The sequence below is a fragment of the Streptomyces sp. NPDC050485 genome (genome assembly GCF_044458185.1).
In the GTDB taxonomy this organism is placed as follows: Bacteria; Actinomycetota; Actinomycetes; order Streptomycetales; family Streptomycetaceae; genus Streptomyces.
The window spans coordinates 70,144-93,331 of the sequence record NZ_JBITHR010000019.1; the positions used below are offsets into that span (position 1 = coordinate 70,144).

The 23,188-nt window shown below is 67.7% G+C and carries 17 protein-coding genes; 8 read left to right on the forward strand and 9 right to left on the reverse strand.

Annotated elements, in window-relative coordinates; genetic code table 11:
- Positions 1-12 precede the first annotated feature (12 nt).
- Positions 13-597: a hypothetical protein gene (locus ACIBK6_RS31190; RefSeq protein WP_399054820.1), complete on the reverse strand. Its 585-nt coding sequence runs from the start codon at positions 595-597 to the stop codon at positions 13-15.
- Between the two features lie 367 nt (positions 598-964).
- Between ACIBK6_RS31190 and ACIBK6_RS31195 the strand changes: the two genes are divergently transcribed.
- Complete coding sequence (locus tag ACIBK6_RS31195; RefSeq protein ID WP_399054822.1) at positions 965-1,510, forward strand: hypothetical protein; 546 nt, start codon at positions 965-967, stop codon at positions 1,508-1,510.
- A gap of 381 nt (positions 1,511-1,891) precedes the next feature.
- Positions 1,892-2,428: a hypothetical protein gene (locus ACIBK6_RS31200; RefSeq protein WP_399054824.1), complete on the forward strand. Its 537-nt coding sequence runs from the start codon at positions 1,892-1,894 to the stop codon at positions 2,426-2,428.
- Positions 2,429-2,798: 370 nt separating this feature from the next.
- On the opposite strand, the gene ACIBK6_RS31205 is transcribed toward ACIBK6_RS31200, so the two are convergent.
- The 3 genes from ACIBK6_RS31205 to ACIBK6_RS31215 all read right to left on the reverse strand — a co-directional run bounded on the left by ACIBK6_RS31205 (position 2,799) and on the right by ACIBK6_RS31215 (position 5,692).
- Positions 2,799-3,233 (reverse strand): SMI1/KNR4 family protein, encoded by a 435-nt coding sequence (locus tag ACIBK6_RS31205; protein WP_399054826.1) that lies wholly within the window; start codon positions 3,231-3,233, stop codon positions 2,799-2,801.
- 237 nt (positions 3,234-3,470) lie between these two features.
- Entirely contained in the window at positions 3,471-4,283 is an 813-nt protein-coding gene (locus ACIBK6_RS31210) for a nucleoside 2-deoxyribosyltransferase domain-containing protein (protein ID WP_399054828.1), read from the reverse strand.
- A 413-nt stretch (positions 4,284-4,696) separates the two neighbouring features.
- Positions 4,697-5,692 (reverse strand): hypothetical protein, encoded by a 996-nt coding sequence (locus tag ACIBK6_RS31215; protein ID WP_399054830.1) that lies wholly within the window; start codon positions 5,690-5,692, stop codon positions 4,697-4,699.
- A gap of 374 nt (positions 5,693-6,066) precedes the next feature.
- Here ACIBK6_RS31215 and ACIBK6_RS31220 point away from each other — a divergent pair, with 374 nt between their 5' ends.
- Positions 6,067-8,769, forward strand: a complete 2,703-nt coding sequence (locus ACIBK6_RS31220) for a DEAD/DEAH box helicase (protein WP_399054832.1) — start codon at positions 6,067-6,069, stop codon at positions 8,767-8,769.
- Positions 8,766-9,806, forward strand: coding sequence for an SWIM zinc finger family protein (locus tag ACIBK6_RS31225; RefSeq protein WP_399054835.1), 1,041 nt, complete (start codon positions 8,766-8,768; stop codon positions 9,804-9,806). The genes ACIBK6_RS31220 and ACIBK6_RS31225 overlap by 4 nt, the downstream gene beginning before the upstream one ends.
- A 55-nt stretch (positions 9,807-9,861) precedes the next feature.
- On the opposite strand, the gene ACIBK6_RS31230 is transcribed toward ACIBK6_RS31225, so the two are convergent.
- From ACIBK6_RS31230 to ACIBK6_RS31250, 5 genes are all read right to left on the reverse strand, one after another.
- Positions 9,862-10,875: an NAD(P)H-dependent glycerol-3-phosphate dehydrogenase gene (locus ACIBK6_RS31230; RefSeq protein ID WP_399054837.1), complete on the reverse strand. Its 1,014-nt coding sequence runs from the start codon at positions 10,873-10,875 to the stop codon at positions 9,862-9,864.
- A 356-nt stretch (positions 10,876-11,231) separates the two neighbouring features.
- Positions 11,232-11,438, reverse strand: coding sequence for a hypothetical protein (locus tag ACIBK6_RS31235; protein WP_399054839.1), 207 nt, complete (start codon positions 11,436-11,438; stop codon positions 11,232-11,234).
- A gap of 1,964 nt (positions 11,439-13,402) precedes the next feature.
- On the reverse strand, positions 13,403-14,209 hold the full coding sequence (locus ACIBK6_RS31240) for a hypothetical protein (protein ID WP_399054841.1): 807 nt from the start codon (positions 14,207-14,209) through the stop codon (positions 13,403-13,405).
- A gap of 370 nt (positions 14,210-14,579) precedes the next feature.
- The gene (locus ACIBK6_RS31245; RefSeq protein ID WP_399054843.1) at positions 14,580-14,987 is read right to left on the reverse strand and encodes a hypothetical protein; all 408 of its coding nucleotides are present in this window, start codon (positions 14,985-14,987) and stop codon (positions 14,580-14,582) included.
- Positions 14,988-15,645: 658 nt separating this feature from the next.
- Entirely contained in the window at positions 15,646-16,644 is a 999-nt protein-coding gene (locus tag ACIBK6_RS31250) for a ParA family protein (RefSeq protein WP_399054845.1), read from the reverse strand.
- Positions 16,645-19,004: 2,360 nt separating this feature from the next.
- On the opposite strand from ACIBK6_RS31250, the gene casA reads away from it, so the two are divergent.
- Genes casA through cas5e form a run of 4 tightly spaced genes read left to right on the forward strand, consistent with a single transcriptional unit; the run spans position 19,005 to position 23,148 of the window.
- Positions 19,005-20,567, forward strand: coding sequence for a type I-E CRISPR-associated protein Cse1/CasA (casA, locus tag ACIBK6_RS31255; RefSeq protein WP_399054847.1), 1,563 nt, complete (start codon positions 19,005-19,007; stop codon positions 20,565-20,567).
- Between the two features lie 33 nt (positions 20,568-20,600).
- Positions 20,601-21,230, forward strand: a complete 630-nt coding sequence (gene casB / locus ACIBK6_RS31260; protein WP_399054849.1) for a type I-E CRISPR-associated protein Cse2/CasB — start codon at positions 20,601-20,603, stop codon at positions 21,228-21,230.
- Entirely contained in the window at positions 21,227-22,429 is a 1,203-nt protein-coding gene (cas7e, locus tag ACIBK6_RS31265; RefSeq protein WP_399054851.1) for a type I-E CRISPR-associated protein Cas7/Cse4/CasC, read from the forward strand. The genes casB and cas7e overlap by 4 nt, the downstream gene beginning before the upstream one ends.
- The gene (cas5e, locus tag ACIBK6_RS31270) at positions 22,426-23,148 is read left to right on the forward strand and encodes a type I-E CRISPR-associated protein Cas5/CasD (protein ID WP_399054853.1); all 723 of its coding nucleotides are present in this window, start codon (positions 22,426-22,428) and stop codon (positions 23,146-23,148) included. The genes cas7e and cas5e overlap by 4 nt, the downstream gene beginning before the upstream one ends.
- The last annotated feature ends 40 nt before the right edge of the window (positions 23,149-23,188 follow it).

Here is a 23,188-nt window from a genome sequence, read left to right on the forward strand (position 1 = left end):
GTGGCACGGGGTTCAGGGCTGGTGAGGGTTGAGCGCGCGGAGCCGGTCCAGGAAGCCGTGGTCGGCTAGGGCCGGAACGTGCCGTGCGGTGTCGAGATCGAGGTAGCCCCAGGTACCGGGGCGGCCCGGGCCGCACACCATCAGGCTGAGCGTGCCATGGGGTTCGTGGACAGCGGTGACCTCGTGGTAGTCGGTGCGGCTGATCGCATTGGCGCTGCCCGCGGTGCGGGAGACGCCGGTCTCGGTGCGCACCTGGCCGCCGACGAGGGTGTAGCGGTCTTCGGTGTAGCCGCCGGTGAGGATGTGCGAGGTGAACGCCCATGGGTGGTTGTGGGGTTGGGGCTCCTCCGAGCCCCGGCGGTCCGCCCGGATCCATAGGTTGATCTTGATGGTGCGGGCGGGGTCGTTGCGCAGGACCAGCTCGGCCTTGTAGGCGATGCCGTGGTCATCCGGGACAAGCCACCAGGCCCTTGGAGTGGTGAACTGCTCCCGGCTGAGCAGCGGGTGCCCGGGGACGTGGACGGCGATCCCGGCGACCGCCGCCTCGTACAGATGCTCGGTGATCGTGAGGCCCGGGATGACCGTGGTCGGCTTCATGAGGTCAGGGTGCGGCTTCGCCCCGGCCCGGCGGAAGAGCGCCTGCCATCGTGACCACCGGCCTCCTCCCGCCCTTCGGGGCACGGCGTCGACGTCGACTCCCCTCGCCCCTGCGGAACGTCTGTGATCTGCGCACTTGTTAACGTCCCGGGATGAGCACGACGGGCATGCGGTACAGGCATCCATCCAGGCAGCCGAGGCCGGCACCGCGCCCGACAACAGGGCCCTGAGGACCCTGATCACTTGAAATTCCGGAGTCCCGCCCGTCTCAACCGATGGTTGCCTCTGGACACGGACCAGATCGTTTGCGGGACACTTGAGTAGCAGTACTCATCACAGGGCTGTCGCATTGCGATGGGGTGGAGACATGTCTCGCTCCCTGCCGCTCATGTGGGCGCTGCGCACCGCTGCACTGTTCGCCGTCGCAGCAACCGCAACAGCCTGCACCAACCAGGTTGACCCTTCCGCGCGCTCGGACAGGCAGGCGTGGGATGCGATGTACCCGCCCGCCCGGGACGCGGTGAGGGCCGTTGACCCCCACATCGAACCGGAAGAATCCGGCGGGGGACACAACGCGTGTCACCCCACGGACTTCATCGGCGACTCCTTGGACAAGAGCGAGGTCATCGGGTCCGCCTCGATCACTCTCTACACGTCCCCGTCGGACAAGCGCTCGCCGACGCAGCTCGCGCGCGAAGTCGTCACGCGGATGGAGCGCAAAGGGTGGCAAGGGCCACGCCCTGACGGCATCGCACCAGTGAACGGCCAGATCTCCGTGAGCCTGAAGATGCCCGGCTCGGGCCGGGCTGACGTCTCCGCGAGCCATGAACATCCCACCGAGGCCCCGGCCTTCAACCAGGTGACAGTCAGCCTGACCACAGAATGCCTGCGCAACTCGGACTGGCACGGGTGAATGGTTGCCCCTCGGCTCATTCAAGCGGGGGGGCTACGCAGGCACGGAAGGGACCGGGTTGCCCGCCTGAACTGGTTCGGCAACATCATGCGTCCGGTGGTCTCCGGGAGTGTTCGGCGGTGTTCGGTGCAGCGCCGCCTGTGCTGGCCCGGCTTAGGGCCTGGCAGCCGGGATTCTCGCCCATGTCTGCCTGCACATGGGCGGCGGTCGGGGAGAAACAGAAACTTTGTCTGTCCTGGATGAGGGGTGCTCGTATTGCTAATCCGCCAGGTGGCGGGCAGCGCTACGTAACCGGAGATCAGCGCGATTGGGTACACCGGTCAAGCCACTGAGCTGTTTTGGTACTCCACCAGCTGAGACTGGGCCGATAGGGTCGCTGGTATGACTTCCCAGGAGCGCCGTATCACTGGCGAGGCCGTCACCGAGGCCGGCCACTACCCGACGCCGCCGATCACGCGTCTGAACGCCCAGGCGCTGCGGCTGTTCGGAGCCGAGCCCATGATCGCGTTTATCCAGCCGGACACCGTCGCGTACATCGCGGAGTCCGGCGAGTCCCTCGCGGCGGACACGATCGAGGTGTCCATGCAGGCGAACGGCGCCCGGCGCATCACCATGCCGCCTGAGCCGCCCACGGACATCACGGACGGCTGGATGGCCCGTCTGAACGTGCGCACGCACGAGCTCGTCATCCACTTCCCCAGCGGACTCGTCTTCTACGACGGCACCATGCCCACGGCCCCCGGCTGGCACCAAGACCTTCCGTCGAGCGGCAGCGCACGCAGCGGAAACCCGATGGCTCGGCGTCGGCAGTCCGTCGTGATTATCACCGGTCCCATGGCCACCGCCGCCGACATGGAGCCGGTGATGGCAGCTGGCCGGGCGCACTGGCTGCGCATCCCGATCACGGTGACGGGCTGAGCGCAGGGCCTCGATATCTGCATCTGCCTGGTGCGGTGAGCGGGAGTACCCGTTGGGACCGTTCGTGAGTTGGGGAATCAGGCACGAAGTCTGGACGTTGTTGGCGATCTTCGGCGAGGTCGCCGTCGCATTCCAGGATGCACTGGGCGGCCGTCGCCGCCCAGCAGCAAGGGTGCTGGCTGAGGACCGCCTGTGGGGGCGCTTCGGGCTGCCGAACCAGCCCGCTGTATAGGGCGCAGCGGCGCGATTGAGCGATGGGTGGCCAGGCGGTATGGATCGACCTGACCGAGAGGGGCCTCGCGTTTTCCGGACAGGCTTCTGACGATCTCTTACGCGGCGGCTCGCAACTTCTGGTACTCGGCGTGAGCGGTCAGCCCCGCCACCAGTCCCCGGAATCCTCCAGGGCGCGACGCAGGTAGTCGTCCAGTCCGTTCGCCGCCCACACCCGCTCGTCCGTCGCGTGATCCCAGACGAACACGTCGGCACGCAACGGGACCCTGACGAAAGCGAACTGATCCCCGCCACCGTTGTCGCCGAAGAACATCAGCGGCTCAAAGGGCATATAGAGCTTGGCGAAGTCCGCCGACGCGCGGAAGGACGCGTTCTCCTTGGCTATCCGCTCAGCACTCCACACAGCGTCGGTGCCGTAGTGTCCACGCACTCCATTGCACTCATGGAGCAGAAGCGCGAGATCCTCGGGAAGCGGCTGCCCCAGCACACGTTCGACCTCGGCCAATGCCTCACTGGTTGCCGGCTGAGCAAGCTCCGCGTCTGCCATCACTTCCAAGATCTGTTCACGCCACATCCGGCGAGCATCGCAGGGCGTCGAAGATGACGACAACCCGATCACGCCTTCAAGGCACGCCTTCGCCCCGGAGTGCCGACATCTCACCACGCCAAGATCAGCAAGTGACATTCGGACTCATCGACGATCGACACTCGCCGGCACCGACATAGTCACCCGGTGATGGGCCAAGGCACTGCTTCGTCATCCGGCGGAGGGACGGAGCCGGGTTGGAGCAACGTCAGGGGCGGCGGCACCTTAGCGCCCCGTCGTAGTGAGTCCGGCAGTCGCGGGGAGTAGTTCGGTGACGGCGCGCACGGTGTCGGGCAGTGAGGTGTGGACCGTGAGTTCGGGCCGAGCGTGGCGGAGTTGTTCGACCACGTCCAGGCGGCGTGCGTACGCGGAGTCCGTGCCGACGGCGATCGTCGCGCCTCGCGCGGCGTGGGCGCCGAGCTCGTACAGGGCGATGGGCTGTACCGGACCGGCGGGGAACCAGAACATGATGGCCGTCGCGGCCGTGAGGGCGTCGAACTCCCAGGCGATCTGGGCGGGAGCGGCTGCCGGGTCGTGGATCGGGAAGACTTCCCGACGGGGGTTAAGGACGGTGGCAGGGCAGGTGCTGAGCAACTGCAGTGCCGCCGAGAGCTGCCAATTCCACGCCCCAGTGATGGCGCCGGCGGTGAAGATCGTCGGCTTGCCGCGGGTCTGGGGGGCGGGTGCCTCGACGTAGCGCGCTGTCTGCGTCAACTCCCCGGGGAGCCGGTTCGTGGCGATGGCGTGCAGCAGATCGCGCACCAGGGCCTGCGCCTCGCTACCGCCCGCGGGGTAGGCGCGCAGCACCTCGGTCAGCCGCCATGCTTCCACCTCGGCGTCGAGGGAGTCCGTGCGCAGCATCTGAGCGATGGCCGTCTCGGTGAGCACTCCCCCGGTGGGCAGCTCGTCCAAGCCGCCGTCGGCGTCGGCGTCCACGGCCAAGGTGCGGGCGCGGTGTTCCTCGGTCGGTTCCGGCCGCCACCTGCCGTGCAGGTAGTCGGCGGCGAGGGAGTCGGCCAGGCGCTGGAGTTCGGTCACAGGGCCAGCGTACGGAGAGGACATGTTCGGCTGGAACCCCTCCTGGTCGACGGGAACTTGAGGCGAGCCTGATGTGGGCGGGGTGCGGAGTAGATACGGTGCCGGGCACGTCGCCGACGGGGAGGTCCCGCTCGCGGGCCACGATACAGAGGGCGGTGGCGAGCCCTGCCGTGCCATGCCGTCCGCGAGCTCTCCACCGGCGGCGCGCCAGCCACCACGCGTAACCCACGTCGGGCAGCATCGCGACCGACGCAAGCAGGTCAGCGTCGTCGTTCACTACCTAAGCTGACGGCGGCTCGTGCGACGCCTTGCAAGTCGAGTGGGGGCAGCGCCGAGGCAGCGACGCCCACGTTCGGCCTCCGCGAGCCGCCGTGCCCACTCCACGTCCGGCTCATCTGTCTGAAGTGAATGGTCTACGCGGCGGTTTCGAGGGAGCCGAGGAACGAGACCAGATCACGCGCGAGACCTTCCAGCGCGTCGACCTGCTTCCACATGGCGCGGGAGACGGTCCGGTTCTGCCAGTCGCCGTACGAGGTCTGTGTTTCGTCGGGGCGCAGCGCCTGCTCTGCCCACTCCTGTTCCAGTTCCTGCACCGTGTCGGCCAGCGCCTCAAAGGCGTCCGTGGTGGACTTGAACGCCACGGTGAGCAGCTCGCTGACGGGTTCGCCGCCGGGCGGGGTGGCGGTCGTGACGGTATGCAGGGTTGTGGCGAGGGTGATCAGGCGGTGGGCGCGCTGCAGCCAGGACGGGTGCAGATCGTCGGAGGGCTCGGGGGTGGCCGGGTAGTCGTAGGACGGCGGCTGGTCGAGGCCGGTACGGGTGATCGCAGCCCGGTCGGCGGCGCTGACCGGGCTGCTGAGAAGCCTGGCGAGGTCGATGTGGTGGCGTGCGCGGTCGATGGACTTGGCCCAGTCCCCGAAGGTCCAGCCGGGGGTGGCCCGCAGACCGCGGACGAGGTAGCCGATGCTCGCCGCGATCTGCTTGTCCGGCTTGTCGTAGCGGTGGCCGTGGTCCGCCAGCATCTGGGAGATGCGCGTGAGGACGCTGGGGTCGATGGTGCTGGGCGGGGGGATGATGCCGAGCGGGGCGGTGGGCAACTCCGCGGCGAGCAGGTCCTGTTCGCTCCAGAACAGTGTGTCCGTGAGCAGCGCCTGGTCGACCAGGACGTCATGGTTCAGGGCCGTGCGCCACAGGATGAGGGCAAGCACGCTGCGCTCGGTCCGCCACCTCTCCTGAAAGCCTTTGTTCTTCTTCTCGTACCGTTTGCGGGCGTCGCGGTCGGCAAGGCCCAGGGTGCGCTCGACATGCCAGCAGTGCAGGTAGCCGCCCATTTCGGCGGCGCGCTCCCACGCGCTCTTGCCGTACGCGACCTGATGCTGCTCGTCCCATGCTTTGCCCGCCCTCATCATGGTCGCCACGGTAGTCCGCGCGTGTGGGGGCGGGGATGCGAAGTGGCCATCTCGCATGTGCTGGGTCCGTCGGGGACACTGCCGCTGCCCCGAGGGGGTTCGCAGCAGGCCTTCATCATGGCGATGCGGCGCGGGCGGCTGGGGGCACAGCGCTCGCGTCACTCGATCGGGGCTGATCCTTGGCGTTTTGCGCCGAGAGGTCTGACCACAGGGCAGACTCGTCCTTGTTGTCTGCCCTGCTGTGCAAGGGCGGTGCGGGTGAGGGGAGTTCGTCGGCTGTGGGTCGCTACCGCCTGATCGATTACGCGGCGGCGCTTGACCCTGCCGATCCTCCGCGTTCGGGCCGGATGGTGTTCTGGAGGCCCTTGGCGACGATGGGGCCGCCCGAGAGGCTGACCGTTCCCGAGGGTGCCGAACGCGGAGAGCGGGAGACGACGGTGGTGCGGGCTCGCCGTGACGGGGTCGGCTCCGCCCGGGCGCCGTACTGGTGGATGCCCCTCGACGCCGCGCTCCCGGTACTCGCACGCAGCCGTCTCGACGGGGAGGGTGACGAGAGCTGCCAGTTCTGGGGTGCCGCGTCCCTGTTCGCTCTCCAGTTGCTGGCGCGCGGCCGGCTGCGCCCGGACGTGACCGGGTCGGGCTTCGACACCTGGCGCAGCGCCGCCCATCTCCCGGACGAGCAGGAGTACTTCGACGTGCTCGCCGGGGCGATGCCCCCGCAGGCCCGTGCTCTGCCGGTCAACGCCAATACCTACCCGCCGACCATTGCGGAGCGTTCGTTCCTCCTCGGCGCCTTCCTCGACGCGGTCGCCGACACCCTCGCGCGCACCCCGGGCGGTTCAGGGCCGTACGCGGCCCGCGAGCCGCAGCATGTCCCGCATCTGACGCTGGGCACGGGTGCGCGGCCCGCGGGCGCGCCGGTCAGCGTGCAGATCTCCCTGCGGCTGGAGATCGAGGAGCTGGGTGACACCGGTGTGCGGGCCGTTGTCCAGGTGCAGGACGTCGATCCGCCCCAGGACCTGGTGGACGCCGGCGCGCTGTGGCGTCGCCCGGCGCCGCCGGGATCACCGGACGCGGCACGCCAGACGGGCACGCTGATCGCGCTGCGCGGTGCCGCGCGCGCCTGGCCGCCGCTGGAGCACCTGCTGGAGGAGGCCGTGCCCGACGCCCTCGAATTGAGCCCCGAGGAGGTCGACGACCTCCTCGGGGATGCCGTGGACGACCTGGTCGCGGCGGGCTGCGCGGTGCACTGGCCCCGTGACCTGGTCCGCTCGCTGACGGTACGGGCCGTCCTGGGGCCCAAGAAACCGGGTGCCGCACCGTCCGGCCGTCTGAGCCCGGACGCACTGCTGAGCTTCCGCTGGCAGGCCGCGCTCGGAGAGAAAGGCGACCTCACCGACAGCGAAATGGACAAGCTGGCCGAAGCGAAGCGCCCCTTCGTACGGCTGCGCGATCAGTGGGTCCGGGTGGATGCGGCCCTCCTGCGCAAGGCCCGCCACCGGAAGATCACGGACCTGGCAGGCTTCGACGCCGTCGCGGCGGCGCTGACCGGCCAGGCCGAAGTGGAAGGCGAGATCATCCCGGTGGAACCGGCCGGGTGGCTCGCCACGCTGCGCACCGTACTCACCACGCCGGTCCCCGAGACGCCGGCCCCCGAGGCCCTGGCCGGCACGCTGCGCCCCTATCAGCGGCACGGCCTGTCGTGGCTGCGGCAGCTCACCTCCCACGGTGTGGGCTGCTGTCTCGCCGACGACATGGGCCTGGGCAAGACGATCACCCTCATCGCTTTGCACCTCACCCGCCAGGAGGCCGGAGCGACCCGCGGCCCGACGCTGGTGGTCTGCCCGGCCAGTCTCCTGGGCAACTGGGAACGCGAGATCGGCCGCTTCGCCCCCGCGACGGGCGTGCGCCGCTTCCACGGCCCCGGCCGCACCCTTAACGGCCTCGGCGACGACAGCTTCGTCCTGACCACCTATGGCACCGCCCGGCTCGACACCGAACAGCTCGCCGCCGAGCAGTGGTCTCTGGCCGTCCTCGACGAGGCCCAGCACGTCAAGAACTCCGCCTCCTCCACCGCCCGGGCGCTGCGGAAGATCCCCTCCCTGGGCCGCGTCGCGCTCACCGGCACACCGGTCGAGAACGACCTCTCCGAGCTGTGGTCGGTCCTGGACTGGGCCACCCCCGGACTCCTCGGCCCGCTCAAAGGGTTCCGGACCCGGTTCGCCAAGCCGATCGAGACACACCGCGACCCAGCCGCCACCGCCCAACTCGCCACCCTCATCCGCCCGTTCGTGCTGCGCCGCCGCAAGAGCGACCCCGGCATCGCGCCCGAACTGCCCCCCAAAACCGAGACGACCCAGTACGCGCGCCTGACCCGGGAACAGGCGGTGCTGTACGAGGCGGTGGTCCGCGAGACGATGGCGCAGATCCACGCCGCCGAGGGCATCGCCCGTCGCGGCCTGGTCCTCAAGCTCCTCACCGCACTGCGGCAGATCTGCAACCACCCCGCCCAGTACCTCAAGGAACAGGAATCCCCGCTGCTGACCGGCCGTTCAGGCAAGCTCGACCTCTTCGACGACCTGCTGAGCGTGATGCTCGCCGAGCAGCAGTCAGTGCTCGTCTTCACGCAGTACGTCGAGATGGCCCGCCTGGTCTCCGCCCGCCTCGACCAGCAGAACATCAACCACCGCACGCTGCACGGCGGCACCCCGGTCGCCCGCCGCCACGCCCTCGTCGACTCCTTCCAGAACGGCGACTTCCCCGTGTTCCTGCTGTCCCTGCGGGCCGCCGGAACCGGCCTGACGCTGACCCGGGCCAGCCACGTTGTCTTCGTCGACCAAGGGTGGAATCCCGCGGTCATGGGCCAGGCTGCCGACCGCGCGTACCGGATCGGCACCCCCCATCCCGTCCAGATCCACAGCCTGATCAACGAAGGCACCGTCGAAGAGCGGATCGCCGAGCTCCTCGCCGCGAAGAAGGACCTCGCCGACACCGTCCTCGCCCAGGCCGGCAGCGGGCTGACGGAGCTGGACGACGAGCAGCTCTTCGACCTGATCGCGCTCAGGAGCAGCGGATGACCCTCACCGACCAGAGCCCCTACCGGATGCGCTTCGCCCCCTTCGCCCCGCTGCCGGACGACAAGCTGTGCGAAGAACTGGGCGGCCGCCTCTGGCTGGACTCGCTCTCCCTCCGAGCCAAGGGCACTGCGAAGGGCGGCCCGTTCGGCCGCGCCCGGGCCTACGCGCGGACCGCCCCGGTGACGCAACTCGTGATCGAGCCCGGCACCATCCGCTGCTGGATCAACGAGAACACCAACCCCGCCCCGCACGCGTATACACCCCAGCCCAACCCCACGGTCCACATCCCGGTCCTGGACGCCGCGCAGTGGCGCGACCTCACGGTGATCACCCGCCACCTTGCCGACCGGTTCGCCCGCCTGCCCGCCGAAAGCGTCTTGCAGGAGATCAACAACACGGGCGCCCGCAACGGCATCCGCCTCCTGCCGACCCTCGACCAGTGCCACACCTCGTGCAGCTGCTCCAGCCGCAGCGCCCTGTGCAAGCACGCCGCCACAGCCCTGATTCAGGTCGCCCGCTGCCTCGACGCAATGCCCCTCGTCCTGCTACTGCTTCGCGGCCGGTCCCCGGTCGACTTCTTCTCAGGCCTCCAAGACCCCGACCATCCCAGCCTCCGCCCCTACTACCTGCCCAGGCATCACCCGGACCCGCCCGCCGCCTCCGCCCAGACTGCTTACGACCGGTGGCAGCACTCCCCGCGCCCGCCCCTGCCTTCGCTCCCGCTGCCTCCGGAGCGCCCGGCCGAACCGGTGCTGCCCGCCGTGCCCGGTCTCGACGCCCAGGACCTTGCCGGGCTCGCCGTCGAGACCGTCCGGCGCGCCCACGCCCTGCTGTCTGCGCTCACCGCAACACACGACACGGCGTACACAGTGCGGGCGTCCATTCCCGATGGCGAGGGCTGCGATGGCGACCAGCCGGTCGCTCGCCTTCGTCCCCAGATCCCGTTGCAGCAGCGGCTGCAGGACCTTCAGGAGGCCACGGGACTGACCCGAGAGGAACTCGCCCGTGCCGTCAGCGAATGGGGCACGAGCAGCTGACCCGCTGCTCCTCCTCGACTCGCTGTCACGCGTTGGGATCGAAGCCCGGTACCGGTCAGCGCTCTGGTTTGGTTGGTCGTTGCATCAGCGCGGACGTGGCCTGGTCGAGGGTCACTTTCCCGTTCAGCAGGGCGGTGATCACGCTGGTGATCGGCATGTCGACATCGTGGGCGTGGGCCAGGGCGAGGACGGCCTCAGCCGACTTGACGCCTTCGGTGGTCTGCCGCGTGGCGGCGGTCGCCTCCTCGACGTTCAGTCCGCGGCCGAGGTGGGTACCGAACGTACGATTTCTGGAGAGCGGCGAGGCGGAGGTCGCGACGAGGTCGCCGAGCCCGGACAGACCGGCGAGGGTGGCCGGATGGGCGCCCATGGCCACGGCAAGCCGGGTGGTCTCGGCAAGTCCCCGCGTGATGAGCATGGCCGAGGCGTTGTCCCCGAGGCCCATGCCGCCGGCAATGCCGACCGCGAGGGCGACGACGTTCTTGACGGCACCACCCAGTTCACAGCCGACTACGTCCGTACTGGTGTATGGCCGGAAGTAGGCGGTGTGGCACGCCTTTTGAACACGGACAGCCACGGCTTCGTCGGGGCAGGCCACGGTCGCGGCGGCAGGCTGTTCCGCCATGATCTCGCGGGCGAGGTTCGGGCCCGAGAGCACCGACACCCGTTCCGTGGGGATGCCGGCCACCTCGGTGATGACCTCGCTGGCTCTCCGACTGGTCTCGCGCTCGATCCCCTTCATCAAGGACACGATCACAGTGTCGGGCCCGATGAGCGGCGCCCACTCGGCGAGGCTGACCCGCAGGGACTGCGCGGGGATGGACAGGACGAGGAAGTCCGCGCCCTGCAGCGCGGCGGCCGGGTCGGTCGTGGCCGTCAGAGCGGCTGGCAGCTCAACGTCGGGAAAATACCCGGGGTTGCAGTGCGTCGCGTTGATCGCGTCGGAGATCTCGCGGCGACGGGCATGCACGATCACGTGCGTTCCCGCGTCGGCCATGATCTTGGCGACGGCGGTTCCCCATGACCCGGCGGAGAACACCGCCGCACGCACAGGACGGCGCTGGGTCATTCCGAGCCCTTCCAATAGATGCGGGGACACCGGACTTCGGTCAGCCTAGCGGCCCCGGGAAGTGCCAGGCACGGTCGCGGCGCGGCGCCCGCTCAAGGGCGCAGCATCCGGTGCTCCTTCATTGGATATCGGTCCGGCCCAGCGAGCCGGCGTGACCGTTCACTCTCCGAGCTGTGGGCTCCTCGTAGAGGTGCCGGGGATGACATCACAGCACGTTGAGGAGTCCGGCCTGAACGCCTTCGATGAGAGTGAACGAGTGCGTTGCGGGTTGCTGCGGGGCGCGCGGCAATTGGTGGTGGTAGATCGCTCCAGGGCTGTTCTGCGTGTCGGCAGACCGGGTTGGGGGACGGAGGATGTCATAGAAGCACCGCCGAGCCGTTGATCCAGCCGACCGCGGCGTCCTTGGCAGCCGCCAGTGCTGCGGCTTCCTGCCCTGCCTGATCGATCCCAGCTGTCGTCGCAGCCTCCCGCGCGGCTGCCACACGGCGACGGACATCGTCGGATGCCCGGCGGGCGGCGGCCAACTTGTGTGTACCGGACAGCCCGCGGCCGGCTGCGTCCATCGCGGCGATCTCCGTCTGGGCCAGCGTGTGCCGGACGGCACATCGACCGCACCGGCCATCGGGACACCGTCCCGGTGCCCAGGACCGGCAATCCGGACACCGGCTGGGCACATCCGACTCCAGCCCTGCCGAGCTTGGCGGGACTGAGGGCCGCAGAGCCACGGGTGGCTTTGCGATGGGAGGCAAGGAGGCCGGATAGGGAGGATCCTGCTCTGGATCCCCCTGGGACGAGGTGTCGTGGCCGGACTCGTGGAGACGCTGAGCACGACGATGTCGGCGTTCCTCGCGGCACTCGCCGCACTGCTCGCCAGTGTGCCATCGGATGCCGCCTTCGCACCGGGGGTCGTGGCATCCCCACCGGATCGCAGCGACCTTGAGCAGCCAGCCCTCGACGTTGCGGATATCGACCGGGAGGGTGGTCGCGAAGCGTCCCGTCAAACGGCTGCGCAGGCGTTCTGGCTCGGTACCGAGAGCCATCTCGGCACTGAGAAGCCGGGCGAACTCTCGCTGGACGTACGGCCTAGCCTGAGCGAGGAGCAGCCGTACTGGCTCGGTGATCCAGGCCATTTGTGGGCTGAACGTCAAGCGGGGCCCGGAGTAGGCCGGTTTTGCTTGGGGTGAACGGCCCAGTGGGGAACGGGTTTTGGAAACCGCGCGGAGCGCGAGACTCGGAGGGCCAGCGTCACCAGAGGCTGAATCGGGTGAGTTATCCACAGGAGCCTCGCGCGTTGTTACCTCAGCTCCGCCTACGGCGGGAACCACAAGACGGCCTTCGTTCACGAATCGGTCAATCTGCAGGTCTTCCTCATTCGTGAGGGAACCGTCATCGGTCCCAGAACCCGATCCGTCACTAACACCAGAACCATCGAACTCCCCTTTAGGCGTGGCGTCATCCGGCTTCTCCGGCGCTAGCAGGGCAGCACGAGCAACGGTAGGAGCCTCCAGTACCTCGTAGGAATGCCGGCCCTGCCACCCCGCCCGCCGGTGGACTCGGACCCAGCCTTGTGCCTCCAACCCATCCACCACCGCGGCGGCAGCACCCGCCCCGATTGGCTGTCCTGTCCGCTTGCCACTGTGGTGAACGAGGATCTCGCCCAACTCCGCCTGAGACACTTGCTTGCCCACCGCGTCTGCGTACGCCAGGGCCGCCCACGCGCGCAGCTGCCGCGGCTCCAGGAGCTCGGCGGCGATGACAGGAACCCACACGAAGGCCTCCCTCCGGCCCACGGCCCGTACCCGACGCTCAGCGGTCGTTCCCACTCCCCCACTCTTCGTACGACGACGCGTCGTCACCTCAACGACACCCCGCGAGGAATGAGGCCTCGACAGCGCCCGAAGCCCGCGCTCAACCGTGGAGGGGCTCACGCCTAGGTAACTCGCCAACACCGACACCGCCGCGGTACACCCCTCAGGACGCCACGCCAACGCAGCGACCTTCACATACACAGTCAGGGCTGCATCGGGATACGTAGGTGAGGAGACGAGGCGCCACGGAACCTTGACACGGCCGCGACGATCGGCGAGTGCCGCTAGGTCTGCTGGTGGTGTGGCCCCCGCTCGTCGTGAGAGACGCCGCGGCGTACGACTGTTGTGCGAATGGGGAATTGAGGATTCTTCGTGACCTTTAGGGGTATCTGGACTTGTGTCAGGCAGCACGAGACCAGCCCCAGGAGTGGCAGCTATGATCTGCTCCAGGAGCGCGTACGGAAAGAGACAAAACGACACCAGCCGCTTGGCTTGTCGAGTTGCAGAGCGGCAGAGTGTCTGTTCAGTTAGAGGTTTGGCTGCGTCTCACCACGTCCGTTTCTGTTCGGCGTTGACGGTTGCTGAGCAGGTGCTCTTTGGGGAGTGGGTGGTGCCACTCCCCCGAACTGCGCCGCCGGGCGGCACTTTGGCTGACAGGACTGACATCCTGGTAGCCAAAGCACCGCCCGGTTGGTTCGCAAACCTGCGCGTGCTGAGTGTCATCCTGTGCTCCGGCGTCGCACTGTTGATTCCTTGACGGCACCTAGATGCTTCAGCTGCGGTCCGTACTCATCGAGAAGAGCCTGGAAGGCTAGCGGGCGTCGAACGAGCCCGTCCCCTGGGAGTTCGTACAACTCGTGCCATGGAGCCGTCGCTGCAGCATGGGCGTGCAACGGCCTCTCTACGACTCGGATGTTCACACCAGGGTTTCGCGTCAGCACGTGATTGCGAATGGCTTTGACGGCGGGTGCCTCAAGCCCTCGGGGGCTGCCGCAGAAGGCCGTGATCTGTCCTCGAATGGTGCTGAACGCCGTGATGTGCACTTCGACGCCATCAGAGAGTGCAAGGTTCTCGGAGAGGAGCTGCCGAGGCCAGTGGAAGATTGTCTCGAGATGAGGAGGGAGCTCTGCGACCCACTCCCCGATGGGCATTCCGACGAATCCCGAGCGGATTGATCTTGAGTTGACCAGGAAGGCGGCGTGAGCCCCCGGCGAGTGCGTCAACTCCACGCCGTCGGACATGATCCAGAGGATTGAGTCGAGGTTGGTCTGTGGATCCCGTGCTGCATCGCGCGCGGCGTTTACTGCCAGGGACTGCCACGGTTCCATGCTTCGCGAGGCACTACGAGATCGCCGTTCCCCGGGCCAAACCAACTGGTCGACGAAGGCGAAGACACGGACAACGATGAGGTCTTCGCCGTCGAGCGCGCTCGTGTTTACAAGGCCTAGTTGTGCAGCCTTGGTTACCCAGCCGCGGTTCATGTTGGCCGCGTTGGCGAGTCCAGCCGGCGGAACGAAGGCGGACAAGGGTTCTCCAGCTTGTGAGCATCGATATGACTGTGGATCACCGTAGCGCATCTGGCGCCAGTTTCATGTCACGACGCGACACGCAGGTGCATTCGATTTGCGGCTCCGACCTGGCCTTATGGGCGAATTCAACAGTTATGTGCCACTAGATCACTGTCGCGACGTGTCAATTAGGTGGGAGGTCGGATGGGTGATCGGTGCGAACATAGGAAGAAGTATGAATGCCTACAGACATCGCTACGGGATTCCCTACATAGATGCCTACAGAGCTACAAGAATCACTACAAGATGAGTCGCGGTGTACCTCTTGAACGCCGAAGGGCCAACCACCTCCTGGTGGTTGGCCCTTCGGCGTTCAAGAGAGCGTGCGCTACGCCGACCCCCCGAGCAGCCCTTCCTCCTCAAGTGCCCTGAGGTAGAGATCCAGGGCACCCGAGTAGACGTGCACGGCCGTTCGGGCGTGACCGGCCTGCCGCAGCTCGTTCGGAAGTCTGGAGGCAATCGCGAAGACCTCGGGACTGACCCGATGGCTCCCCTGCTTTCCAGCATCTACATCGGCCTCCCTCGAAACGAGGAAGTCCTCTGCGAGGTCGAGTTGCTGCTCTATCGACACGGGCAGATACAGAGACATAGCGGCATCGACGTACTGCGCAGCAGTGAGCTGCTTTCCCGAAGAGGTGCTGTCTGCCGCCACACGCGCGCTGAGAGTCGTGACAAGGTCCGGTGCGAAACGAAACGGATGCGTCTGCCAGCGCTGCTTGCGCAGCTTGAGATCCATCCGGCTCCCCCGCCACGATTTGAGCAACGCCTCGTGAGCGGGACCAAGCTGCTTCGGCTCATCCGTGGTCGAGGCATGCACCGGCCGCCGAGCAGCAGGTTCTCGTCGCTTCGGCGGAGTCGGTGTCTTCGATGCCGCTTTAGGCTTTGTGACCTCTGGAGCAACCGGCTTGTTGTCCTCCCGGCCCGGAGTGGAGGTGTGAGCCGGGGGCGACGGAGTGGACTCAACTACAGGCAGATGACCGGATAGTGGCTCAGTTGACTGCTCAGTTCGGCTGGCGGGCACGGCGACGGCCTCAGTCGGGGCTTGCGCAACCTCGGTGACGTGCTCAACGTCGCGAGCGGCGTGCGCATGCACACGCGCAGACGATGCGTCTGCCTCGCCCGAGGCGGCTGCCGGACCCGAGGGCTGAACATCAGCGGTAGTGACTGGCGGGTGGACCGGGCCAGCCGGAGCTGTTGTACCGCTGCCCTGTCCAAGTGCGGACCGTGCCACGACTGACTGGACGCCGGCCAGGGCAGCGTTGTTGAGGAGGGATGACCCGCTGCGTGCTCGCAAGGCGGCCACCTTCTTGGCTGCCTTCTTGGCAGGCTTCTTGGCCTTGCCTTCTTCCTGACCGGGGGCGTCGGGGGTTTCGCCGGCCTGATTGGTGGTTGGTTCAGTCATCAAGCTCGTCCTCTGCGCCTACCGGTTCGGCGATCTGCCACTTCTCACGAGGCAGCACGATGCGGTCCAGGATCTCTTCGATTACCGCGGAGTACTGCTTGCCGCAGCTGTGGTTCGGGAAGCGCACGACCGCTGGCTTGCCGTGGATGTACGACTCCGAAATTCGGACGTCCCGCCGGACATCTTGGACGAAGGGCAGAAGTCCTCGCCCCGGCAGGGCGGTGACGCCATCCCCGACCATGGCGTTTCGGATGTCTACGTCTTGTACGGTCCACGCCGACTCTGGGTTGGAGCGGTTGAGGAGCGCACCCAGGAGCTTGGGTTTGCATTCGCCGTCGGTGTTGGTCTCGACCGCGTAGGTTGCAGCGCTGAGGACGAGCGCGCCCTTGATGCTCTGGTACTCCGGAACACAGACCGTTACGACGTAGTCTGCGGCGGCTAGAGCGACGGCGTTCAGGTGAGACACAGCTGGCGGAGTGTCGATGAGGACAAACTGGAAGCCCTGAGCTTCCGCCAGGAGCAGTCGACGAAGAGTTGGCGTCATGCTGTACGGCTTGGTGACGAAGGCGTTCTGAGCCGCAGTCATTGAGGCTTCTTCAGAAGCGAGGACACACAGGCGGCCGGGTTCTTCGAACTCCCCCAGGACTTCATCCGTGCGGTCGAACATTGCTTCTTGAAGGTGGGGCCTGGGGAACTTCTGAAGCGCCATCTGGAGGATGTAGCCCAGAGACCGCTGAAGCTCTGCTTCGTTCTGCTCGTCGTCCTCAGACCCGCCGAGGGTTACGCCCAGCGCTGTGCCGGCCTGGGCCTGCGGCTCCAGATCCACGATAAGGACGTTGGCGCCCTCCATCGCGAGGCGGGCGGCCAAGTTGACTGTCGTTGTGGTCTTCCCGACGCCACCCTTCTGGGTCGCGATGGCAAGAACGATCGGCGGAGTTGCCACAGCTTCCTTGTCCAGTGGGTTCTCGCTGGTGAGTGAGGTGGCAGTCATCGGACCGGCCTTCCGGGCAGGCTGAGGGAGGGGGACGGCACAGTGCCTTGACTGTTGCGTCGCATCAGGGGCGATGGCGAAACAGACGCTGGCTGGCGACCACTTGTGAGCATCTAGCAGGCACTTTGCTGGCGAAATCGGGCAATTGACCGTCACGTCGATGGACCGTTAGTGAAGTGCTGTGCTACGACGCGACACACGAAACCCTAACAGGAACGGCAAGCACGTCAGCGCTCATCGGTCAGATCTGCGGCGTGTCGGCGTGCTGGGGGCAGACGGGGTGGGTGTATGGGGGCGCCGCTCCCGGAATGCGCGACGCAAGAGGCAAATCCGAGAGAAGCGCGCATGCCCGGTGAAACTGTCCAGCCGTCGTGAGGTCGAGGTAGCGAAGCATCCCGCGGACGGACCCTCAGCGTGAACGTGTGAGTGCTGATGAAGCCATCAGTGACCGGCAGTTGAAGTCGACAGGAATGTGCGACGTGGAGTCGATTGCATAAAGCGTTGGCGTAACTGGGCGAAGCAGAGAGTGGAGGTCTCTCCTGACATGCCTCGACTGGTCGAAAGGGAAGCACGGAAGTGCTTGAGGAGACAGGTAGTTCAAAAGCATCAAGCGGAAGTCCCTAGATACGTGTCCAGGTTGAGCGTGAGATAGGTCTCTGCGTGCCAGGTAGAGATGGCAGGTACCGCCATAGATGCGTCGGCAGGGAGAGAGTGTGGTCAATTCATTCCGAGTAAGGCACATCGTAGCGATCGATCGAGAAACCATGCATGCGAAGAGGAGCAGGCGCATGCGTCGCTAGATGCGGATGGAGCTAGCTAGCAAAGCAGGAACACACATCAGTGATAGATGCCGAAAGGAGGAGAATCAAACAGGGAGACGTACTGTAGCGAAGAGCCTAGATGTAGAACGAGGTAGGTCAAGAAGAGCGTATCGGTGTGCACTGGTGATGACATCCCTACAAAGATCAATAGATAGATGCGTGAATCACTACGTAGATACCTACTGAGATGCCTACAGACCTACCGGCATCGCTACTGACAAGACTATCTAGTTCCATACATGACTCACTACCGACTTCGCATCCGTTGCGCCTACCTAGGAACCTACCGAGATACCTACAAGCATCAATACAAGTGCAGGTCAGCGAGACAAACTCGCTCGCATGGCGACTGTCCAAGATGGGAGTGCGAGGGGAGGCCCTCGAAGTCAAGTACCTGGGACTTCGCGGCGCAACAGCACTGAGCTCCACCGACGGGCTGAGAGGGAGGAAGTGACCGCAGGGCTCAGGGGGAACTGTGTGCCGGTGCTCCATGCCCGGCAGCAACTGCAGTCGACGCTGGTGTAGAAGCAAGCGACTCCACCGCCGCACGCACACGGATTGCGACCTGCGCTCACCGGCATTGCTACGCGGTGGGCGTGGATGGGCCATGTGTAACGCTCCGCGTGCTGGCAGCCGCTGCATCCGCGACGGCAATCAGAGGTGGAAGTCGGATCGAGATCGCAATACCCGCTCCTCAAGATCCCGCCCCTTCTCCAGTCAGCGCACCTACTGACCGAGCATGAGGTCGGCCCTAAGAGACTCGAGGAGCGACGAGTCGAGAGACGCCGTGCCCGCGAGGACGCTATTGAGGGCCAGTGGGAACCAGGCCCGGATGTTGGGGAGTACGCACGATTACCGACGTCTCGTTGGCGGGTATGTGATGGGAACAATGCGAGGGAGGAACAAGGCAGCGTTGGGGAGCCCCCTGGTTGGAGATGGTGAGGGCGTACGGCAAGGCCCTGGACCCTGGCCACCATGCCTACGACGAGACCGGGCCGCACAGTGATCCGCACGGATACAGGAGCATCGCCGCGCGCCTCGTGCTGGAAACCCACGTGAGGACCGAGGCGACGCACCGGCCGCACGGGTGTGTCCCGCGCTGTGCAACATCTCACATGAATTCGCATCAATAGGTACCCGTCCCGAACCTGCTGATCCCGGTAGTGGGCAGCAAGACCGGCCCAGGGGAGCAGCTACTGGTAGAGCTCCTCCCCAGCAGGTCAGCTCCGGGGCAGGACACTTGCCAGCCGGCCAAACATGCGGTCTTCGCCGCAGAGTTGGTGTGTTCCCGTGGGTGGTTGGCTCGGCCGGGGGAGCACCGCTCTAGCGCCGGTGAGGCAAGGACTGGTGGCCCGGCGGCGGGCGCGTCGCGGGACTCTACCCAGCCCCTCTGACAATCGGACGTTCCATCACTATCCAGCCAGGTCGGCTGTTTTGCGTCACTCGGTGGCTGCTTGCTTCCATGACGCTCGCTCAACGCCCTGATCTGCACTGATGCCGGTCCGGGTGGTCAGTGCAGTGAGAGGAAGGAGCCCCAGCGTGCTGCATCCGTTTCGTGTTGACCGTGACCCGTGTGTCCCGGTCCGTGTCCGTGCCGGTCTGACCGCGGACGAGGCTGAAGAGTTGGCCGGCCTGGTGCCCGGGGCGGTCGAGGGCGGCACGGTCGTCGTTGGCCTGCGGGCCGTGTTCGAGGCCGCGCATCTGCTGGCCGACCTCGAGGTGCCCGAACCGCCGGTGGAAGCGATGTGGCGCCGGATGCTGGCTGCGGTCGCCCTGCGGGTGGGCGGCCTGGACACGGCGGACGGTGAGGCCTGGCTTGATGCCCGCGAAGGCCTGCTGGACGGAGGCCGGTTCGATGCTGCCCGGGTCGCCGGCTATTTCGACCCGGCACCGGAGCGGTGGCGCCTGTACGGGGGGCCGCGCCCGTTTCTCCAGGACGCGTGCCTGGCTGATGAGGGCGGTGACCTCGCGCCGCCGGGCCGGCTGGTGATGACCCGGGCGTCCGGTGCGAACGCGCTGTGGGCGGACTCCACCCCGCAGGACGTCCCGGTCGAGGCGGGGGAGGCCGTCGCCTGGCTGCTGGGCTGGCGCGGCTATGGCCCCTCCGGCACCGTCGGGACGCGCAGCTGCGGGGGCCGCAGCAGTCACATCGCCAAGGCCAGTCCGTACCGCGCGCTCATCTCCTACTTCCCCCATCACCCCGACAGCCTGTTCACCACCCTGGTGCTGTCGGTGCCCGCGCCCAGCGCCTGGCCCGCGAACCCCGGCCTGGACCGGGCCCCTTGGGAGAGCGAGCAGCTGCCCGACCCGCTGTCGGTACAGCCACCACCCTCGGGTCCCGCGTCCCTCCTGGCCGGCCGCGCCGCCCACGCCGTTCTGCTGACCGGTGACGATGAGGGCCGGACCGTCGGCTGCCGGGTCACCTGGGGCACCACTGCCGATCTGCCGCCCGCCACCGACCCGTACGTCATCGAACGCGACAGCGGAGGCCCGGTCCGCGCCTCCCGCAGCCGTGCTGTCTGGCGCGACCTGGACGCGCTCCTGCTCCACCAGCGCCCCGGCGACAAGAACACCTTGCGCCGCCCCACCGTCTTCGACCACCTCGCCGAGCTCGACCCCGACCTCCTTGGCGTCCTCGGCGTCCGGGCGCTGGGCTGGGACCAGGAACGCCGCGACGTCGACCGCGCCTGGTACAGCGCCACCACCCCACCCGTGCTGCGTCACCTTGCCGAAGCCGACCCGGACGGCGCGGCCGCGATCGCGGCCGCCCACCGCAGTGCCGAGACCTGGGCCGGAAAGCTGCGCGGCGCTCTCGCCTCGGCCTGGCGCGGCGCCAACTCCCTGCGCCACAAGGACGACCAGCCCGGCTTCGTCGACCAGGGCGCCGCACGGTACTGGGAGCGCGCCGAGAGCGAGTTCTGGACCGCCATCACCACTGCATCCGATGCGCCTCCGGCCTTCGCGGCCCTGGCCATCTCCTGCTTCGACACCGCTACCGCCACGCTCAAGTCCACGTCCCACGGCCGCCGCGCCACCGCGCAGGCCCGCGCCCAGCTGACCCGCGCTCCCCGTAAGGCCGCCGCCTCACGTCCGGCCGCCTGACCCCGTCACGACCACCTGGAGATCAGCGCACCGATGCCCCCCACCACCGCCCAACTGCCCGCCGACGTCACCCCCGACAGCCCAAACGCCGAGCCTCCCTCGTGGCTCGTGCGGGAAACCGCCTACATGACGTACGTCGCCGACGTCTGCTCCGCCCCGCAAGGCCGCCGCGATCTGCGGGACGGGCTCAACATCCGCCGCCTGGACGAGTCGTGGCGCATGATGCGGCACCTGCGTCCGCGCATCCCCAAGTGGGGGCCCGACGCCACCCTTGCCCACCTCGCCGTCGCCGGCCTCTACGCCCACCAGGCCGCCAACCCCACCACCGACCGTGACACCCCCGTTCTGTACGACCCCGGGCACGGCAACCTCGGCTGGTCCCTCGAACGCGCCGTCCACCACAGCGTGTTGCGCGAGGACAGCACCGCCGACCTCCTGGAGCGCACCGCCCGCCAGCGCCGCCTCCAGCCGGCCCTCGCGCTGCTGCACCGGCCCGTGACCCGGATGACCGCAGCCGGCATCCCCGTCTCCTGGCCCAGGCTGCTGCGCGACCTGAACAACTGGCCCAAGTACCGCACCCAGATCGCCGATGCCTGGATGCAGAGCCACTACAGCCCCGACCCCACCCCCGACACGAACACCGCCGAGGAGCTTTCCGCATGAGTCTGATCATCGACGCCCACGTCCTGCACGCCTACCCGCTGTCCAACCTCAACCGTGACGAGTTCGGGTCCCCGAAGATCGCCGTGCTCGGCGGGGTCGAACGCACCCGGATCTCCTCCGCCTGCCAAAAGCGCGGCTGCCGCATCAACACCGAAACCGTCCTCGGTGACCGAGCCCTGCGCACCCGCCGCATCCCCGAGAAGGTCGCCGCCGAACTGCGCGCCCGGGGCTGGAACGAGAAGGAAGCCCTCGACGGCGGGCAGGCCATCGCGCTGAGCGCCCAGTTCTCCGGCCTGAAGCTCGCCGAGACCGGCATCACCAACGTCATGCTCTTCGTCCCCGAATCGGCGATCACCGACCTCGCCGACCTCGCCGACGCCCACCGCGACCTGCTCGCCGCAGCTGCCGAACTGGCCCGCGCCCAGGCCGATGCCGCCGACAAGACCAAGCCCAAGACCAAGGGCAAGGCGAAGGGCCCGGAGCTGGACAAGGCCACCAAAGCCAAGATCGCCGAGCTGCGGGACGCCGTCCGCACCGTGCTGTGCCAGCGCAACGGGTCCATCGCCGCGTTCGGACGGATGCTCGCCAACACCCCCGAAGCCACCGTCGACGGCTCCATCGCCGTCGCTCACGCCATCACCACGCATGCCGGCGAAGAACAGCCGGACTACTTCACCGCTGTCGACGACATCCCCGGCTCCGACAACGGCTCCGCCCACATGGGCCAGCACGCCCACGCCTCCGGCACCTTCTACCGCTACGCCACCATCAACGTCGACGAACTCATCCGCAACCTCGGCAACGACCAGGCCATGGCCCGCGAACTCATCCACGCCTTCCTCACCGAGTTCGCCCGACACGTCCCGAGCGCCAAGAAGAACAGCACCGCGCCGTTCACCCCGCCGGCCCTGGTCCACTTCACCGTCCGCACCGACCAGCCCATGAACCTCTCCGGCGCCTTCGAAGCCCCCGTCACCGCCGACGACACCTCCGGCTGGACCGCCCCCAGCATCACCGCCCTCGACCGCCACGCCACCGCCGTCAACACCTTCCTCGGCGACAAGCACCTCCTGGCAGCCGCCCACTCCGGCACCGCCGACCTCACCCGCATCACCGCCCTCGGCGCCCACATCCCGAACCTCGAAGCCCTCGTGGACACCATCACCGACACCGCGCTCGCACCGGCAGGCCAGCAGTGACCCCCGCCCTCCTCCTGCACCTCTCCGGCCTGCAGTTCTGGGGCGGCCCCCAAGGCGGCACCACCCGCACCAGCCACCCCCACCCCACCCGCAGCGGCATCACCGGCCTCCTCGCCGCCGCACAAGGCCGACCCCGCGAAAGCGACCTCACCGACCTCGACCAGCTCACCCACACCATCCGCGTCGACCGGCCCGGCCATCGCCTCCTCGACTTCCACACCGTCGGCGGCGGCAACCCCAAACACCACACCGTCCCCACCGCCAGCGGCGGACACCGCGGCAACGCCCTCATATTCCGCGACTGGTACCTCCACGACGCCGCCTTCACCATCGCCGTCACCGGCCCGGCCCCCCTCATCGACGACCTCACCACCGCACTCCGCAACCCCGTCTACCCACCCCACCTCGGCCGCCGCGCCTGCCGCCCCGACACCCCGCTCCTCATCACCACCACCACCGACCCCGACACCGCACTCGAACACCTCCCCCTCCACCGCACAGCCCCCCGCACCGACCAGACCGTGCCGGTGACCTTCCTCCACGAACACCCACCCACCCCCAACACCCCCCACACCCGCACCATCGACGACGCCCCCCGCCCCGGCCGCACCTGGACCACCCGCCGCATCTGGGAAACCACCCGCCACCTCCCCGCCACCCGCTGCGCCGGCCTCGGCACCGCCTACCTCACCGCACTCACCTCACACCGAACCCCCTGACAGCACCCGCCCGCCCACGCGGGAACCCCCACCGGAGCAC